Genomic DNA, 18,347 nt, shown 5'->3' with positions numbered 1-18,347 from the left:
GGGTGTCTGGGTTAATATGAACGAACAATATTCCGCGTTGCGTAGTAATGTCAGTATGCTCGGCAAAGTGCTGGGAGAGACCATCAAGGATGCGCTGGGAGAGAACATTCTTGATCGCGTAGAAACAATTCGTAAGCTGTCCAAATCATCTCGCGCTGGCAATGAAGTTAATCGCCAGGAATTGCTCACCACACTGCAAAATCTGTCTAACGACGAGCTGCTGCCGGTTGCCCGCGCATTTAGCCAGTTCCTGAACCTGGCCAACACCGCCGAGCAATACCACAGCATTTCGCCAAAAGGCGAAGCAGCCAGCAACCCGGAAGTGATTGCTCGCACTCTGCGTAAACTGAAAGAGCAGCCCAACCTCAATGACGCCACCATCAAGAAAGCCGTAGAATCACTCTCTCTGGAGCTGGTACTCACCGCCCACCCGACCGAGATCACTCGTCGTACGCTGATCCATAAAATGGGTGAAGTGAACGCCTGCCTCAAGCAGCTTGATAACAAAGACCTCGTCGATTATGAACGCAACCAACTGATGCGCCGTCTGCGTCAGCTCATTGCCCAGTCCTGGCATACGGATGAGATCCGCAAACTGCGCCCGAGCCCGGTTGATGAAGCCAAATGGGGTTTCGCGGTAGTTGAAAACAGCCTGTGGGAAGGTGTACCGAACTACCTGCGCGAGCTGAATGAACAACTGGAAGAGCATCTGGGTTATAAGCTGCCGGTTGATTTTGTCCCGGTTCGATTTACTTCCTGGATGGGCGGTGACCGTGATGGTAACCCGAACGTAACGGCAGATATCACCCGTCACGTGCTGCTACTCAGCCGCTGGAAAGCGACAGACCTGTTCCTGAAAGACATCCAGTTTCTGATTTCTGAGCTGTCGATGGTGGATGCCACGCCGGAGCTGATGGCGCTGGTAGGCGAAGAAGGCGCAGCTGAACCTTATCGCTATCTGATGAAAACCCTGCGTTCTCGTCTGATGGCAACTCAGGCCTGGCTTGAAGCCCGTCTGAAAGGCGAGAAATTGCCGAAACCTGCGGGACTTCTCACCCAAAACGAACAGCTTTGGGACCCGCTATACGCGTGCTACCAGTCTCTGCAGGCCTGTGGCATGGGTATTATCGCCAATGGCGAATTGCTCGACACCCTTAGGCGCGTGAAGTGTTTCGGTGTACCGCTGGTGCGTATTGATATTCGTCAGGAAAGCACCCGTCATACTGAAGCCCTGGGCGAACTGACCCGTTATCTGGGTATTGGCGACTACGAAAACTGGTCGGAAGCGGATAAACAGGCTTTCCTGATCCGCGAACTGAATTCCAAGCGTCCGCTCCTGCCGCGTAACTGGGAACCGAGCAACGACACCCGTGAAGTGCTCGACACCTGTCGGGTCATTGCCGAAGCCCCATATGGCTCCATTGCCGCCTATGTTATCTCGATGGCGAAAACTCCGTCGGATGTGCTGGCCGTGCATCTGCTGCTGAAAGAAGCCGGAATTGGTTTTGCTATGCCGGTCGCTCCGCTATTTGAAACGCTGGACGACCTCAACAATGCCGATGACGTCATGTCTCAACTTTTAAATATCGACTGGTACCGCGGCTTTATTCAGGGCAAACAGATGGTCATGATTGGCTATTCTGATTCCGCAAAAGACGCGGGCGTGATGGCGGCCTCTTGGGCGCAATACCAGGCTCAGGACGCGCTAATCAAAACCTGCGAAAAAGCCGGTATCGAACTGACGCTTTTCCACGGTCGCGGTGGTTCCATTGGTCGCGGCGGCGCGCCTGCACATGCGGCGCTACTCTCTCAACCGCCGGGCAGCCTGAAAGGCGGTCTGCGCGTGACAGAACAAGGGGAGATGATCCGCTTTAAATACGGCCTGCCGGAAGTGACCATCAGCAGCCTGTCGCTGTACACCGGAGCAATTCTGGAGGCCAACCTGTTACCACCGCCAGAACCGAAAGATAGCTGGCGTCATATCATGGATGAGCTTTCCGATATTTCCTGCGAGCTCTATCGTGGATATGTGCGTGAAAACAAAGACTTCGTCCCTTATTTCCGCTCGGCAACACCTGAGCAGGAACTGGGTAAACTCCCGCTCGGTTCACGTCCGGCAAAACGCCGTCCGACCGGCGGGGTAGAGTCTCTGCGCGCCATTCCGTGGATCTTCGCCTGGACGCAGAACCGCCTGATGCTCCCGGCCTGGCTGGGTGCAGGTACCGCGCTGCAAAAAGTGGTTGAAGACGGCAAGCAAAGCGAACTTGAAGCCATGTGCCGCGACTGGCCATTCTTCTCCACACGCCTTGGCATGCTGGAAATGGTTTTCGCGAAAGCAGACCTGTGGCTGGCAGAGTATTACGATCAGCGCCTGGTCAAAAAAGATCTGTGGCCGTTGGGTGCAGAGCTACGCCAACGCCTGGCAGCAGATATCGATGTCGTACTGGCGATTGCCAACGACTCACATTTGATGGCCGACCTGCCGTGGATTGCCGAGTCCATTCAGTTAAGAAATATTTATACTGACCCGCTAAACGTATTACAGGCAGAGCTGTTACACCGCTCACGCCTGGCGGAAGAGCAAGGCAATGCACCGGACCCACGCGTAGAACAAGCATTGATGGTCACAATCGCTGGTGTCGCCGCTGGTATGCGCAATACAGGCTAACGTCCCTCCCCCGTCGCCTTCGTGCTATTATTCGGAGGCGACGGCAAAAACCGCTGTTACAACCACTTCATTTTCAATATATTCCCCCTCGAATATATTCATAAAATGAATATAAAGATGGCAAAACACGATCCTAAGATCGTGATGCTTCAGTTCCTCTTAATGTTTAAGTGCTACTCTTGGCGCTACAATTAAAGACAGGCTTACATTATGCAATCCTTACACCCCCAGTCTAAACCTAAATTTAGCTGGAAAGCCCTGGGCTGGGCGCTCCTCTATTTTTGTTTTTTTTCCAGTTTACTCCAGGTCGTTATTCTCTTATCCGGCTATAGCGGAACTAATGGTTTACGCGACTCCTTGCTGTTCAGTTCGCTGTGGTTGATTCCGGTATTCTTATTTCCAAACCGTATCCGCGTTATTGCTGCCGTCATTGGCGTAATGCTATGGGCAGCCTCGCTGGCTGCTCTAAGCTATTACGTCATTTACGGACAAGAGTTCTCGCAAAGCGTTCTGTACGTAATGTTTGAAACCAATGCGAACGAAGCCAGCGAATATCTGAGCCAGTATTTCAGCCTGAAGATTGTCTTGATTGCGCTGGCCTATACAGCTGTGGCAATTCTGCTATGGACACGTCTGCGTCCTGTGCATATTCCATCGCCCTGGCGCTATCTGGTGTCGTTTGCACTGTTATACGGTTTGATTCTGCATCCGATGACGGTGAACACGTTTATCAAACATAAACCATTTGAAAAAACGTTGAATGGTCTCGCCTCACGCATGGAACCAGCTGCGCCATGGCAATTCATCTCTGGTTATTATCAGTATCGTCAGCAGTTGACCGCGCTGAACAGCCTGCTGAATGAGAACAATGCCCTGCCGCCGTTGGCCAACTTTAAAGACAGCTCAGGTGATGCACCGCGTACGCTGGTACTGGTGATTGGCGAATCAACGCAACGTGGCCGCATGAGCCTGTACGGTTACCCACGCGAAACAACGCCGGAACTGGATGCACTGCATAAATCCGATCCTAACTTCACCGTGTTCAATAATGTCGTGACCTCCCGTCCGTACACCATTGAAATCCTGCAGCAGGCGCTGACCTTTGCCAACGAGAAGAACCCGGATCTGTATCTGACTCAGCCGTCCCTGATGAACATGATGAAACAGGCAGGTTATAAAACCTTCTGGATCACCAATCAGCAGACGATGACCGCCCGCAACACCATGCTGACGGTGTTCTCTAAGCAGACGGATAAACAGTTCTATATGAACCAGCAGCGTACACAAAGTGCGCGCGAATATGACAGCAACGTGCTGGCACCGTTTAAAGAAGTACTGGCCGACCCTGCACCGAAAAAGTTCATCATCGTGCACCTGCTGGGAACGCATATTAAGTACAAATTCCGCTATCCGGATGGTCAGGGTAAGTTCGACAATAATGTCGACAATGTGCCCGCAGGCCTGAGTGACGATGAGCTGGAAGCCTACAACGATTACGACAGCGCGAATGTCTACAATGACCATATCATTGCCAGTCTGATCAAAGACTATAAAGCGACCGATCCGAACGGCTTCCTGCTGTACTTCTCCGATCATGGAGAAGAGGTATACGATACGCCACCGCATAAAACGCAGGGTCGTAATGAAGACAACCCAACGCGTCATATGTATACGGTGCCGTTCCTGCTGTGGACCTCGGAAAAATGGCAGGCTGCACACCCGCGTGACTTCTCACAGGATGTGAATCGTAAATACAGCAGCTCAGAGCTTATCCACACCTGGTCTGATTTAGCGGGCTTCACCTATGATGGTTTCGATCCAACTCGTGCCATTACCAGCCCGCAGTTCAAAGAGACGACCCGCTGGATTGGCAACCCGTACAAAAAGAATGCCCTGATTGATTACGATACCCTTCCTTACGGCGATCAAATCGGTAATCAGTAACAGTCTGCCGGATTCGCTACGCTTATCCGGCCTACAGCTCGCAAAGACTTGTAGGCCGGATAAGGCATTAGCCGCCATCCGGCAATAATCACTTGAGGGCGATTGTTTTCAACGTTACTGTTTCCCTGTCTGCTGCCTGCAAGGGATTAACATGTATCACGACATCAGCCACCTGCTCTCTCGCCTGATCAACGGCCCCACACCGCTGCGGCAGATTTACTTTGCCAGCACCAGTAGCTCAACGCCGGAACTGGCGTATCAGGTCGATTTTCCCCGACTGGAGATTGTGCTGGAAGGTGAATTCACCGATAACGGTGTTGCTGGCGCATCCGCGACGTTACAGCCTTGCGATGCCTTGTTCGTTCCGGCTGGTGGCTGGAACTTTCCACAGTGGCTCACACCGGTGACCACGCTCAGTATCTTATTTGGCAAACAGCAACTGGGTTTTAGCATCGTTCAGTGGGACGGTAAGCAATATCAAAACCTTACCCGCCAGCACGTCGCGCGCCGTGGACCGCGTATTGGCTCATTCCTGCTGCAAACGCTCAATGAAATGCAGATGCAGCCGCAGGAGCAGCAAACCGCCAGGCTAATCGTTGCAAGCTTACTGAGCCACTGCCGCGATCTGCTCGGCAGCCAGATCCAAACCGCATCACGCAGCCAGGCGCTTTTCGAAGCCATTCGCAACTATATTGACGAACGCTACGCTTCACCGCTCACCCGAGAATCCGTCGCGCAGGCGTTCTACATCTCACCCAATTATCTTTCCCACCTTTTTCAAAAAACGGGCGCTATCGGTTTTAACGAATACCTGAACCACACGCGACTGGAACACGCAAAAACGCTGTTGAAGGGTTACGAATTGAAGATTAAAGAGGTGGCGCACATTTGTGGGTTTGTTGACAGCAACTACTTCTGCCGCCTGTTTCGCAAAAATACAGAACGTTCACCATCAGAATACCGTCGGCAATACCACAGCCAATTGACGGAGAAAAATATCTGCCAGCAATAAAGAAGACAAAAATAACATTCACTGGATTTTTGTAATATCAAAAAAGAAATCCATTACCCATTTTGCCAGAATAAACTCACCTAAAACTGATATGTGAAGTATCTCTCATTTTTCTAGATACATTACATTTATCCAGCTTTTGACAAATTTGTCAGATAGCGCGGTGTGGAGAAACACTCTTATCCTGTTCACAGCAAAGCATTCCGGCAACGGGTTGCTAATAGAAAACGAAGAGGGTGTTTTGTATGGAACTTTACCTTGATACCGCCAACGTTGCGGAAGTTGAACGTCTGGCACGCATCTTTCCTATCGCGGGAGTCACCACCAACCCAAGCATTGTGGCGGCAAGCAAAGAATCTATCTGGGATGTACTGCCACGCCTGCAAAACGCCATCGGCGAAGAGGGTATTTTGTTTGCCCAAACCATGAGCCGCGAGGCGCAGGGCATGGTGGAAGAAGCCAAACGCCTGAGCAATGCAGTGCCCGGTCTGGTAGTGAAAATCCCGGTGACATCCGAAGGTCTGGCCGCGATTAAGATGCTGAAAAAAGAGGGTATCACCACGCTGGGAACCGCCGTTTACAGTGCTTCTCAGGGGCTACTGGCTGCGCTGGCAGGAGCCAAATATATCGCGCCTTACGTTAACCGTATCGACGCACAGGGCGGCGACGGGATTCGCACAGTACAAGAACTGCAAACGTTACTGGAGCTGCATGCGCCAAACAGCATGGTACTGGCAGCCAGCTTTAAAACCCCGCGTCAGGCGCTGGATTGCTTACTGGCAGGATGTGAAGCTATCACCCTGCCATTAGACGTAGCGCAACAAATGCTCAATACCCCTGCGGTAGAGTCAGCAATAGAGAAGTTTGAGCAGGACTGGAACAACGCATTTGGTCACATCAACCTGTGAGGGAAATAAAGTATGGATCGCATTATTCAATCACCTGGTAAGTACATCCAGGGTGCCGATGTTATTACCCGTCTTGGCAGCTACCTCAAACCACTGGCAGAACGCTGGCTGGTCGTTGGGGACAAGTTTGTCTTAGGCTTTGCCCAGAGCGCACTGGAAAAAAGCTTTCAGGATGCCGGACTGGCGCTGGAAATTGCACCGTTTGGCGGCGAATGTTCACAAAACGAAATCGACCGTCTGCGCGGCGTAGCGGAAAAAGCGCAGTGTGGCGCAGTACTTGGTATTGGCGGCGGTAAAACGCTGGATACCGCCAAAGCGCTGGCACACTTTATGGGCGTGCCTGTCGCCATTGCCCCAACCATCGCCTCTACCGATGCGCCGTGCAGCGCGCTGTCCGTCATTTACACCGATGCCGGTGAATTCGATCGCTATCTGCTGCTGCCCAACAATCCGGACAGGGTCATTGTGGATACCAAAATTGTTGCGGGTGCACCGGCGCGTCTGTTATCTGCGGGTATTGGCGATGCGCTGGCAACCTGGTTCGAAGCGCGTGCTTGTTCACGCAGCGGCGCAACCACCATGGCGGGCGGTCAGTGTACTCAGGCGGCGCTGGCGCTGGCAGAGCTGTGCTTTAATACGCTAATCGAAGAAGGTGAAAAAGCGATGCTGGCAGCCGAGCAGCACGTGGTTACACCAGCACTGGAGCGCGTTATTGAAGCCAACACCTATCTGAGCGGTGTCGGTTTTGAAAGCGGTGGTCTGGCAGCTGCTCACGCCATTCATAACGGTCTGACCGCAATCCCGGATGCGCATCACTACTACCACGGCGAGAAAGTGGCTTTCGGTACGCTAACGCAGCTGGTGCTGGAAAACGCGCCAGTTGATGAAATTGAAACCGTTGCCGCGCTGTGTCATTCCGTTGGCCTGCCGATTACCCTGGCGCAACTGGACATCAAACAGGATATCCCGGCGAAAATGCGCATTGTGGCTGAGGCAGCCTGTGCAGAAGGCGAAACCATCCACAACATGCCTGGCGGCGCAACTCCGGACCAGGTGTATGCCGCCCTGCTGGTGGCTGACCAGTACGGTCAACGTTACCTGCAAGAGTGGGAATAACCTGCCAATAGAAAATCCCCGCAATCGCGGGGATTTTTTTATTCATACTATGCCGGATACGCACAAGCGACATCCGGCATTATCTGTTACAGCAGATCGAAACGATCCAGGTTCATCACTTTCACCCATGCGGCAACGAAATCTCTCACGAACTTCTCGTGAGCATCGCTGCAGGCATAAACTTCAGCCACTGCGCGCAGTACGGAGTTAGAACCGAACACCAGATCGGCGCGGGTTGCCGTGTATTTTACTTCACCGCTCAGACGGTCACGACCTTCGAACAGCTCTTTTGACTCATCAACCGCCTTCCACTCATGGCGCATATCCAGCAGATTGACGAAGAAGTCAGTGCTGAGCACGCCAGGACGATCGGTAAAGACGCCATGCTGGCTGCCGTCGAAGTTGGTGCCCAGTACGCGCATACCGCCCACCAGCACGGTCATTTCCGGTGCGGTCAGCGTCAGCTGCTGCGCTTTATCAATCAGCAACGACTCGGTGGTCGATACGTCAGGACGGGAGCGGTAGTTACGGAAGCCATCGGCGATCGGCTCAAGCAGTTCAAACATCTCAATATCCGTTTGGTCCTGACGCGCATCCACGCGGCCCGGCGCAAAAGGTACTTTAATGCTGACACCCGCAGCGCTAGCCGCCTGCTCTATACCAACAACACCGGCCAGCACGATAATATCGGCTAACGAAGCGGTATGGGCTGACTTATAAATGCCTTCCAGCACAGGCAGTACGCGTGCCGCGGTAGCATTCACATCCCAGCCACGCTGTGGGTCCAGCGCCAGACGCGCACCGTTAGCGCCGCCACGTTTATCCCCACCGCGGAACGTTGATGCAGAAGCCCACGCCACTGACACCAGCTCGCCCACGGACAACCCGGAAGCAGCAATGGTCGCCTTCAGTTTCAGGATATCTTCTTCGCTTGGGTTAAAGAACGCATGCGGCAGCGGGTCTTGCCAAATCAGATCTTCTTTTGGCACTTCCGGTCCGATGTAACGCGCTTTTGGCCCCATATCACGGTGCGTCAGCTTAAACCATGCGCGGGCAAACGCTTCGTTAAACGCCTGCGGATCGTTCAGGAAACGGCGGGAAATCTTCTCGAACTCCGGATCGAAACGCAGCGTCAAGTCGGTAACCAACATTGTTGGCTTACGTTTTTTCGACGGATCGAACGGATCGGGGATAATTTCCGGTGCGTCAACCGCTTCAAACTGAATAGCGCCTGCCGGACTGCGAGTTTGCACCCATTCATATTTGAACAGGTTCTCGAAGAAATAGTTGCTCCATTGGGTCGGCGTCTGCGTCCAGACCACTTCCAGACCGGAAGTAATTGCGTCTGCACCCGCGCCGCTGCCGTAGCTGCTGGCCCAGCCCAGGCCCTGCGCTTCAATTGGTGCGGATTCTGGATCGGCGCCTACGTGCGAAGCCGGCGCTGCACCGTGAGTTTTGCCCAACGTATGACCGCCGCCAATCAGCGCTACGGTTTCTTCGTCGTTCATACCCATGTTACCGAAGGTCGCGCGAATAGCCGCTGCCGCAGAAAGCGGTTCGCCGCTATGGTCCGGCCCTTCCGGGTTCACATAGATAAGACCCATTTCGGTTGCGCCCAGCGGCGCTTTTGCCAGTTCTTCCGGATGACGGTGGGTCAACCAGGCTTTTTCATCACCCCAGTTTACGTCGAGATCCGGTTCCCAGACGTCTTCACGACCGGCACCGAAGCCGAAAGTGCGGAAGCCTGAGTTTTCCAGCGCCACGTTACCCGCAAGGATAAACAGGTCGGCCCAGGAAATTTTCTGGCCATATTTCTGCTTGATTGGCCACAGCAGACGACGCGCTTTATCCAGGCTGACGTTGTCTGGCCAGGAGTTCAGTGGTGCAAAACGCTGCTGTCCGCGACCCGCGCCACCGCGTCCATCGATGGAACGATAGGTCCCAGCACCGTGCCATGCCATGCGGATAAACAAACCGGCATAAGAGCCCCAGTCAGCAGGCCACCACGGTTGAGATTCGGACAGAAGGGCTCTGAGATCCCCTTTCAGGGCAGAGTAATCAAGTTTGCTAAATTCTTTGCGGTAGTCGAAGTTCTCACCCAGCGGGTTCGAACGATTGGAATGTTGGTTTAAAAGATCAACGCGGAGTTGATTAGGCCACCAGTCGCGGTTATTTCTTCCTGCACCCGCGCTGTGATCCGGCCCGCCCTGATGAAAAGGACACTTACCGGCAGTTGATGCGTTTTGGCTATCGTCGGACATGCTCATCTATATGCTCCCTTTACAGTGTTCTGACTACGATATACACCACCAGAGATAAGATATAGTCGAAAAAACCCACAGATTCGATAGCTCATTCCTTTTATATTTAAAGTTACAGAGATGTAGATCAAAATGATCAATAAAAAACCCTCCGAAGAGGGCTGAGGCACTAATTATGCTGGTCTTACTCCCAGCGTGTGACAAATTGCGTAGCTCATCTCGGCGCGATTTAGAGTATAGAAGTGAAAATCTTTCACCCCTTCGCGACTGAGGATTTTCACCATGTCCATGGCGATGTTTGCACCTACCAGCTTGCGGGTTTCCGCATCGTCATCCAGACCATCAAACATGGTCGACATCCAGGAGGGGATACGAACATTGGTCATATCGGCAAATTTTTTCGCCTGTTTAAAGTTGGAGACTGGCAGGATACCCGGAATAATTTCCACATCGATTCCCGCAGACACGCAGCGATCGCGAAAGCGCAGATAGCTTTCCACATCGAAGAAAAACTGAGTAATGGCGCGGTTTGCACCAGCATCAACCTTACGCTTCAGGTTCAGCAAATCGGCCTGAGCGCTCTTCGCTTCTGGGTGTACTTCCGGATAAGCCGCAACGGAGATATCAAAGTCCGCAACGTCTTTCAGCAGAGTCACCAGGTCAGAGGCATACATATCCGGTTTACCGCTTCCCGGCGGCAAGTCACCGCGCAGAGCAACAATATGACGAATACCGTTATTCCAGTAGTCCTGAGCAATGGTGCGCAGCTCATCGCGGGTAGCATCAATACAGGTCAGGTGCGGAGCTGCTTCAAGACCAGTGCGATCCTTAATGCCTTTAATAATGCTGTGCGTACGGTCGCGCTCACCAGAGTTTGCACCGTAGGTGACTGAAACAAACTTCGGCTTCAGGCTGCTCAGGCGATCGATGGAGTTCCACAGGGTTTGCTCCATTTCACTGGTGCGCGGCGGGAAAAACTCAAACGAAACGTTAATCTGACCCTGTACTTCCGCCAGGCTCTGATTCAGGGCTTCCCGCTGGTTGGCGTGAAAAAAGCTCATACCTTACCTCATCAATCTTTTGTCGTTATATGTTGTGTTGTGAACTGCTATACGTTTAGACGTCTAGATGTAAAAATGACGGAAAAGCACGCTGGCGTCAACACAAAAATCATCGTTAAAGGTGAGGAATACTCAGCCAACGTGAAAAAAATTCACATCAGCCTGAAATGATGGGGAATTGTGGCATGACCGTCTGCCAGCCGTTAACGAGAGCGGTGACAGACTCGCCTCTGGCCAGAGCGCGGGTAAGACGCAATACGGGTAGGTTTAACGCAGGATGAGAGCGTTGAAGTGATTATGCAGATGGCTGTTGACGTATTTTATCCGGCCTGGGTCACAAACGAACCGTCGGCCGGATCATCCGGCAACAAAAACTACAGCAGCTGCGCCAGACGGTTGATGTCTGACTGAATAGCGCCGGCAGTGACGTCACGACCTGCGCCCGGTCCACGGATCACCAGCGGGTTATCGCGATACCAGCGGCTTTCAATAGCGAATACGTTATCGCACGGCAGCAGCGCCGCCAGCGGGTGTTCAGGACGAACCGCTTCAACACCAACGCGCGCTTTACCGTTAGCATCAAAACGCGCCACATAGCGTAGCACCAGCCCCATTTCACGCGCCGCTTCCAGACGCTGCACCATCTGCTCGTTAAGCTCATCACCATTCTCAAAGAAATGGTCAATAGAGCCTTCTTCACAGTGCGCAGGCACCAGCGATTCCACGCGAACCTGGTCCGGTTCGATGTCGTAACCTGCTTCACGCGCCAGAATCACCAGCTTACGCATCACATCTTTGCCGGAAAGATCTACGCGCGGATCGGGTTCAGTCAGCCCCTGTTGCCACGCCTGATCCACCAGATCGGTGAACGGGACCGTGCCATCAAATTGCAGGAACAACCACGACAACGTACCGGAGAAGATCCCGCTGATCGACAGAATGGTATCTCCGCTATCAATCAGATCGCGCACGGTATGATTGATCGGCAAGCCTGCGCCTACGGTAGCGTTATACAGCCAGTGGCGACCGGTTTTTTCAAAAGCGTCATGAATTTGGCGATAATTATGACTGCTGCTCGCCCCCGCCAGTTTGTTGGCGCTGATAACGTGGAAACCATGGCTGGCAAAATCCAGATACTGATCCGCAAGTTGCTCGCTGGCAGTAACGTCCAGCACCACTAAATCATCATACGGGTGAGCACGCATCCACAGGAATAGAGACTCTTCATCCTGCTCTACTGCCTCGTCATCAAAGAAAGCTAACGCGCGGCTGGCATCCAGCCCTTCGTAATTCAGCAGGCTACGACGGCTATCAACCACACCCGCCAGCACAAACTCTAATCCGGTGCGCGCCGAGAGCGTGCTCTGCTCGCGAGCGAACAGTTCCAGCCAGCGCGAACCAATGTTGCCTTTGCCGAACAACACCAGACCAATGCGTTTTTCCGCGCGGAAAATTGACTGATGCAGGCCCTGAATCAGGCTCTCTGTTGGCCCAGTACGCAGTACCGCGACCAGGCTGATACCCTCTTCCGATTGCCAGGTGAATTCAACCGGCTGACCTTTCAACTGTTGCCAGAAACGGTGGCAGTGCAGCGGATTACGGGTGACGCCCGCCCCGACCATCGCTACCAGCGCCAGCCCCTGGCGCAAACGCAGCTCGCCCGGCAGACCAGCTTCATCCAGAATTTTCAGTGCGCCGTCAGCGACTTCGGAGGTATAGCAAAATTGCAGCAGTTGGCGGTCAGGATGCACACCCACTGCCAGCGGACGCACCTGGGTACGTTTTAAAACCTGATCAATCTCTTTATAAGCCAGCTTAAAGTCCTGGCCAGTCGGAACCAAAAACTCAATCAGGCAGACGTCATCATGACTGGTCACAATACGCGCCCCGGTACCGGAGGCCAGTACGCGTTCAATGCGCGTTGAACCCTGCTCCGGCGTATAGCTACAACGCAGTTGGAGATCGATATCGCTACCGGAAACCGGCTGTAAGGTACGGGCATGGAGAACCGGCGCCGCCAGACGCGCCAGTTCGCTGGCTTCATCCAGACGCAGCAGCGGCAGCAAACAGGCGTCTTTTACTTTACGCGGGTCCGCGCTGTAAACCCCGGCGACATCGCTCCAGATAGTTACGCGAGAAACGCCCGCCAGCGCGCCAACCTGCGTCGCCGAGTAGTCGGAGCCGTTACGCCCCAGCAGGACCGTTTCACCGGCATTGCTGCGGCTAATAAAGCCGGTAACCACCAGCCGTTTACCCGGATGCTGTGCCAGCAGTTGCTGTAGCAGCGGGTAAGAAAGACCTTCATCTACCTGCGGCTGGGCACCGCGTTCAGCACGTAAAAAATCGCGCGCATCCAGCCAGGCTGACTCCAGCCCCTGTTGGTTAAGGACCGCAGACATCAAACGCGCGGACCATACCTCACCATGCCCAACAACCTCAGCATAGACGGCATCGTTCACGCCGCTGTCGAGTAATCCGGCCAGACGCTCCAGATCGTGAATAAACGCGCCAATCAGTCCATCCGCTATCTCAGGCGGTAACAAACCGCTGATAAGCTCGCTCTGATAGCGACGTAACGCCTGTTGAACCTGATGCGCAGAAAGGCGATCGGTCTGGCTTAATTTCAGCCAGCTAATCAACTGGTTAGTGGTACTGCCTGCGGCTGAAACAACCATCATGTCATCAGGCTGCGAGTACTCCGCCATAATGCCTGCGACACGCAGATAACATTTCACATCAGCCAGACTACTACCACCAAATTTGTGCAGTTGACGACCCTTCGCCCCTGCCTGCGCAATCACACTCATGTTTACCCCTTGTTTGCAGCCCGGAAGCCATTTTCCAGGTCGGCAATTAAATCTTCGCCATCTTCAATACCGGTGGAGATACGCAGCAGCGTTTCGGAAATTCCGGCAGCAGCACGCGCTTCTGGCGCCATGCCCGCGTGTGTCATGGTTGCGGCGTGGGAGATCAGACTTTCAACGCCCCCTAACGATTCCGCCAGCGTAAACAATGACAACCCTCCGAGGAAGCGGCGCAGCGTTTGCTCATCACCATCCAGTTCAAAACTTAACATCGCGCCAAAGCCTTTTTGCTGACGCGCGGCAATCTCATGGCCCTGATTATCCGGCAATGACGGGTGATACAATTTTTTCACCAGCGGCTGAGTTTGCAGATAATCGACTATCGCCTGAGCATTACGTTGCGCCACCTCCATTCGAGGAGACAGAGTACGCAGGCCGCGCAACAGCAGATAACTATCAAACGCGCCGCCGGTCACACCAATATTATTCGCCCACCATGCCAGTTCAGTGACCGTTTCCGGATCTTTCGCTATCACAACACCAGCCACCACGTCTGAGTGACCGTTTAAATATTTCGTGCATGAATGCAACACCAGATCGGCGCCCAATGCCAGTGGATTTTGCAGTGCCGGGCTTAAAAAAGTGTTGTCGACCACGCTGACCGCGCCAGCTTCACGCGCCAGCTGACAGATTTTCGCAATATCCACCACGCGCAGCAGCGGGTTGCTTGGGCTTTCTACCAGCACCAGCTTCGGTTTTTCCGCCAATGCGGCCTGCAATGCCTGCTCATCTCCTTGATCGACAAACAGGACGCGGTAACAGCCACGTTTTGCCAGACTGTCAAACAGTCGGTAGCTCCCGCCGTAGCAGTCATGCGGTGCGACCAGCAGATCGCCTGGCTTGAGGAAGACTGTGGTCACCAGATGAATCGCCGACATGCCAGTATTGGTCAGCACAGCACCTGCACCGCCTTCCAGTTCCGCCAGCGCACGCTGAACAACATCGCGCGTTGGGTTGCCGCGACGCGAATAGTCATGGGCGCGAGGTTCATTAAATCCGGTAAAGTTATAGGTGCTGGAGAGGTGAATCGGCGGGACAACGCAACCGTACTGTTCGTCGTCATTTAACCCGCTACGCACTGCGATGGTGGCCTGTTTACGCGTCATATTGAGGAGATCCTGGCTGAGTCGGTGAAAAGTCAGACACCAGAGTAATCATAGTTACGATAGCCGTCAATACATCTGGACATCTAAACTTCTTTGCGTATAGATTGAGCAAACTGGAAATAGCCGTTAAAATTATATGCATTAGCGTACATCTGCGTCGGCTTACTTCGTGTCAGGGCCACGCCACTACGATAAACTACGCGCAATTATGGTCCGGGCTCAGGTTCTGGCCTCAATATTAATGACGAAGAGGATTAGGTATCTCATGGCTGAATGGAGCGGCGAATATATCAGCCCATACGCTGAGCACGGTAAGAAGAGTGAGCAAGTCAAAAAAATTACGGTTTCCATTCCTCTGAAGGTGTTAAAAATCCTTACCGATGAACGCACGCGTCGTCAGGTGAACAACCTGCGCCACGCCACCAACAGCGAACTGCTGTGTGAAGCGTTTCTGCATGCTTTTACTGGGCAACCCTTACCCAACGATGACGACCTGCGTAAAGAACGCAGTGATGAAATCCCGGAAGAAGCAAAGGTAATCATGCGTGAACTGGGTATCAACCCGGAAACGTGGGAATACTGATAGTTAGAACGGCAATGGGCGTGTAGAGGCGGGAATGCTCCCGCCTTTTCTCACAGTGTTACTTACTAATACCATTGAGTTTATTCAATGTTTCTTCCATTTTGAGCGTTTCCGTACGGTTCAATGGATAGAAATAAATCAGAATGACCGCCGCCAAAAACAGGCATAGCGCCGGCAAGAGATTCGCCATCGTATAAATATTTTCCTGCACAATGCTGGTTTGCACTGCACCACCTGTTGACGATGATTGATAGCCAATGATAGCCAACATAAAGCCACCAATCGCCCCTGCGCATGCCTGACCAACCTTGCGCGCAAAGAAGTTCACACCATAAACCGTGCCATCCTCGCGATCGCCAGTGACATACTGATGGTAGTCACAAACATCAGTCATAAACGCCCAAATCATCAGGTTGAATAACCCTGCACCCAGCGTCGCCAGGAACAAGAAAACCAGATAGACCTTTGCATCCGTAATGTGGACAAAGTACATAATCACATACATGACCACGGCAAAAAGCAACGCGCCTACGCTGGCTTCTTTTTTACCAAACCGCTTCGTGAGCCAGGATGCCGATGGCGCCAGCAGAACCAGGGAACCAAAGGTAAACAGCAATGCGACTGACATCGCCTCTTTATTGTGGAAATAGTCATTAAACAGGTAAGTCATGTTGGTACCGGACAACCCCTGATTAATTACAATCAGCAAATCCACAACCACTAAAACAATCAGCGCCTTATTGCGTGCCAGTCCCTTCAGCAACACCGAAACGGGCATGCTCTCTTTTCTCTCCACGCGCACGCGCTCCGTCGTTAAATGACAGGTCAAGGATAAAAAGATCAAGCCCAGCACTGCGCAACCAATGGAAATCCAGAAGAAGTGTTGCCCGGAAATCACCTGGCTTCCATCCACCAGGGTGGTGTACATCAGGATTGGAATGAAAAAGCCAGTTGCCCCACCGCCAATTGCTGACCCAACGCTACGCCAGGTTGAAAGCGATACACGATCTTCAGGATTCGAGCTAATCGCCGCAGACATAGCACCGTACGGAATACTCACGGTCGATAACAGCGAACCGTAAATGAAATAGGAGCAGCAGATGTAGATGATTTTCGCCGTATAAGAAAAATCATTCACAAACGGCAGGAACAGGACAACCGCAATGATGCAAAATGGATACTTCATACGACGCACCCACGGGTTGAAACGTCCATGTACCGTCAGTTTAGAGGTATCGCATAAGCGCCCTACACCAACATCAACAAACGCATCAAAGAGTTTGGTCACAAAATAGAGTGAACCAACAATAACGCCGGAAATACCGAGGACGTTAGTGTAATAAATCATTAAAAAACTATTAACTAAGCCAAGAATAAAACAGGTTCCGAGGTCACCACATAAATAACCAATTTTATCTCTAATTCCGAAAGGCCTGACGGCAGTGGTTTCATTATTTCCGATAATAGCTCCATCATTAGACATGATGTCAACTCCTTAGACATATTATTCACACAAACTATGCTTATCGACGTAATCAGCCGATACGAAAACTATTACCGATTAAAAGTTATAACCAAGACCGACACGATAACGGGTCTGACGATCGTCTGTCGTTGTTGTGTTATAACCCGAGGAAACGTTGCCAACCTCAACAAATGGAACCCAGGAGCCTAATTTGTACGCCACGCGGAAGTTATATTCATAATCATCTTTCCGGTTGTTATATAAATCTTCGCTATCGGCAATTTTATAAATACCATTTAGCTCAAACATCCAGTCATTGACATTATAACCAAGCCAGGCTTCCGGACGATAGACCATGCGGTCATCTTTGCCGTCAGTGTTTCTGCGCATGTATTCCTGACGATAGCGGAACGCGGTCCACCAGTTGTCGTTGATGTTGTACTGCACGCGGATATAAGGCTTATAAATCGCGATATTATCGCCCGTTTCGATCGCAATGCCGGGCTGCCAGACAAGACCCTGCCAGGTGAACTGATAGCTTGCGGTATACTCGTTGCCGTTACTTTCCATATTATTCCACGCATCATTTGACTGCGTGTTTTCGGAACGAGAAATGGCTTCTACTGCCACACCAAAACCCGTGGCAAAACGGTGAGACATATACACACGATCGTAATTACGTCCATCGTCATAATATTCATGTCGGTAATCAACATAACCCGCCTGTGCGGCCGCAGAGAATAATGGAATCAGTAATAACGCAGATTTAAATTTCATGACAATCCCTCTTCACACTCAACAACGGAAATAATCCATCTCGTTTGTCCATAAAATGGGAAAACAAAAAGGCTTTTAGATTAATTTTATATTTCCACGAAAGTGTATTTTAGAAAGAAAGCAGAAACCTTTGGTATTTTGCCAGGAGCTGGTAAAAGTGGCAAAAGACAGAAGATAAAAAGGACGCAGATCACCAGTTGCAATATTTTATCGAGAAAATAAAACACCGTTTTATTTATTGAATAAAATAGATTATTCAATACATCAATATATATTTCAGTTCTGAAGCGCAGAAACAAAAAAAGCGCCGTAAGGCGCTTTTTTCTGACAGCTGAAACTTACTTGCTGCCTGGGATGCTGAAACGCTTGTTGAAGCGATCAACACGGCCACCGGTAGCAACATCACGCTGCTTGCCAGTATAGAACGGGTGGCACTGACCGCACACGTCCAGGTTCAGATCGTGACCGACGGTAGAGCGGATTTTCATGACGTTACCGCAAGAGCAGTTTGCAGTAATTTCTTCGTATTTCGGGTGAATATCTTTTTTCATGGGAAAACCTCGGTTTAAGGCCGCGTCGCTC

13 protein-coding genes are annotated in these 18,347 nt (G+C 52.0%); 6 read left to right on the top strand and 7 right to left on the bottom strand.

The features are described from left to right. The first annotated feature begins 16 nt into the window (after positions 1-16). The 5 genes from ppc to gldA all read left to right on the top strand — a co-directional run bounded on the left by ppc (position 17) and on the right by gldA (position 7,648). The gene (ppc, locus tag OGY10_RS14610; RefSeq protein ID WP_003825139.1) at positions 17-2,668 is read left to right on the top strand and encodes a phosphoenolpyruvate carboxylase; all 2,652 of its coding nucleotides are present in this window, start codon (positions 17-19) and stop codon (positions 2,666-2,668) included. A 210-nt stretch (positions 2,669-2,878) separates the two neighbouring features. Beyond that, positions 2,879-4,612: a phosphoethanolamine transferase CptA gene (locus OGY10_RS14605; RefSeq protein WP_008787054.1), complete on the top strand. Its 1,734-nt coding sequence runs from the start codon at positions 2,879-2,881 to the stop codon at positions 4,610-4,612. A 151-nt stretch (positions 4,613-4,763) separates the two neighbouring features. Continuing rightward, positions 4,764-5,624 (top strand): helix-turn-helix transcriptional regulator, encoded by an 861-nt coding sequence (locus tag OGY10_RS14600; protein ID WP_191226552.1) that lies wholly within the window; start codon positions 4,764-4,766, stop codon positions 5,622-5,624. Positions 5,625-5,869: 245 nt separating this feature from the next. Beyond that, positions 5,870-6,532, top strand: a complete 663-nt coding sequence (gene fsa, locus OGY10_RS14595) for a fructose-6-phosphate aldolase (RefSeq protein WP_020996106.1) — start codon at positions 5,870-5,872, stop codon at positions 6,530-6,532. Between the two features lie 12 nt (positions 6,533-6,544). Then, positions 6,545-7,648, top strand: a complete 1,104-nt coding sequence (gene gldA / locus OGY10_RS14590) for a bifunctional L-1,2-propanediol dehydrogenase/glycerol dehydrogenase (RefSeq protein ID WP_057068734.1) — start codon at positions 6,545-6,547, stop codon at positions 7,646-7,648. 86 nt (positions 7,649-7,734) lie between these two features. On the opposite strand, the gene katG is transcribed toward gldA, so the two are convergent. The 4 genes from katG to metB all read right to left on the bottom strand — a co-directional run bounded on the left by katG (position 7,735) and on the right by metB (position 14,940). Further along, on the bottom strand, positions 7,735-9,915 hold the full coding sequence (gene katG, locus OGY10_RS14585) for a catalase/peroxidase HPI (RefSeq protein WP_057068732.1): 2,181 nt from the start codon (positions 9,913-9,915) through the stop codon (positions 7,735-7,737). 167 nt (positions 9,916-10,082) lie between these two features. Continuing rightward, positions 10,083-10,970, bottom strand: coding sequence for a methylenetetrahydrofolate reductase (gene metF / locus OGY10_RS14580; RefSeq protein ID WP_008787045.1), 888 nt, complete (start codon positions 10,968-10,970; stop codon positions 10,083-10,085). A gap of 374 nt (positions 10,971-11,344) precedes the next feature. Further along, entirely contained in the window at positions 11,345-13,777 is a 2,433-nt protein-coding gene (gene metL / locus OGY10_RS14575; protein WP_008787044.1) for a bifunctional aspartate kinase/homoserine dehydrogenase II, read from the bottom strand. A gap of 2 nt (positions 13,778-13,779) precedes the next feature. Further along, positions 13,780-14,940, bottom strand: a complete 1,161-nt coding sequence (metB, locus tag OGY10_RS14570; protein ID WP_003028818.1) for a cystathionine gamma-synthase — start codon at positions 14,938-14,940, stop codon at positions 13,780-13,782. Positions 14,941-15,205: 265 nt separating this feature from the next. On the opposite strand from metB, the gene metJ reads away from it, so the two are divergent. Continuing rightward, complete coding sequence (gene metJ, locus OGY10_RS14565) at positions 15,206-15,523, top strand: met regulon transcriptional regulator MetJ (protein ID WP_003825168.1); 318 nt, start codon at positions 15,206-15,208, stop codon at positions 15,521-15,523. Positions 15,524-15,581: 58 nt separating this feature from the next. Here metJ and OGY10_RS14560 read toward each other — a convergent pair whose 3' ends face one another. The 3 genes from OGY10_RS14560 to rpmE all read right to left on the bottom strand — a co-directional run bounded on the left by OGY10_RS14560 (position 15,582) and on the right by rpmE (position 18,316). After that, positions 15,582-17,006: an MFS transporter gene (locus tag OGY10_RS14560; protein ID WP_079935062.1), complete on the bottom strand. Its 1,425-nt coding sequence runs from the start codon at positions 17,004-17,006 to the stop codon at positions 15,582-15,584. Positions 17,007-17,084: 78 nt separating this feature from the next. After that, a complete protein-coding gene (locus OGY10_RS14555) occupies positions 17,085-17,765 on the bottom strand; it encodes an oligogalacturonate-specific porin KdgM family protein (RefSeq protein ID WP_003825173.1) in 681 nt (226 codons plus the stop codon). Between the two features lie 338 nt (positions 17,766-18,103). Beyond that, a complete protein-coding gene (rpmE, locus tag OGY10_RS14550) occupies positions 18,104-18,316 on the bottom strand; it encodes a 50S ribosomal protein L31 (RefSeq protein ID WP_008787040.1) in 213 nt (70 codons plus the stop codon). Between the last annotated feature and the right edge of the window lie 31 nt (positions 18,317-18,347).

It is taken from the genome of Citrobacter sp. Cpo148 (assembly GCF_030332375.1).
Lineage (GTDB): Bacteria > Pseudomonadota > Gammaproteobacteria > Enterobacterales > Enterobacteriaceae > Citrobacter > Citrobacter portucalensis.
This window is presented reverse-complemented; position numbering and strand designations above follow the sequence as displayed.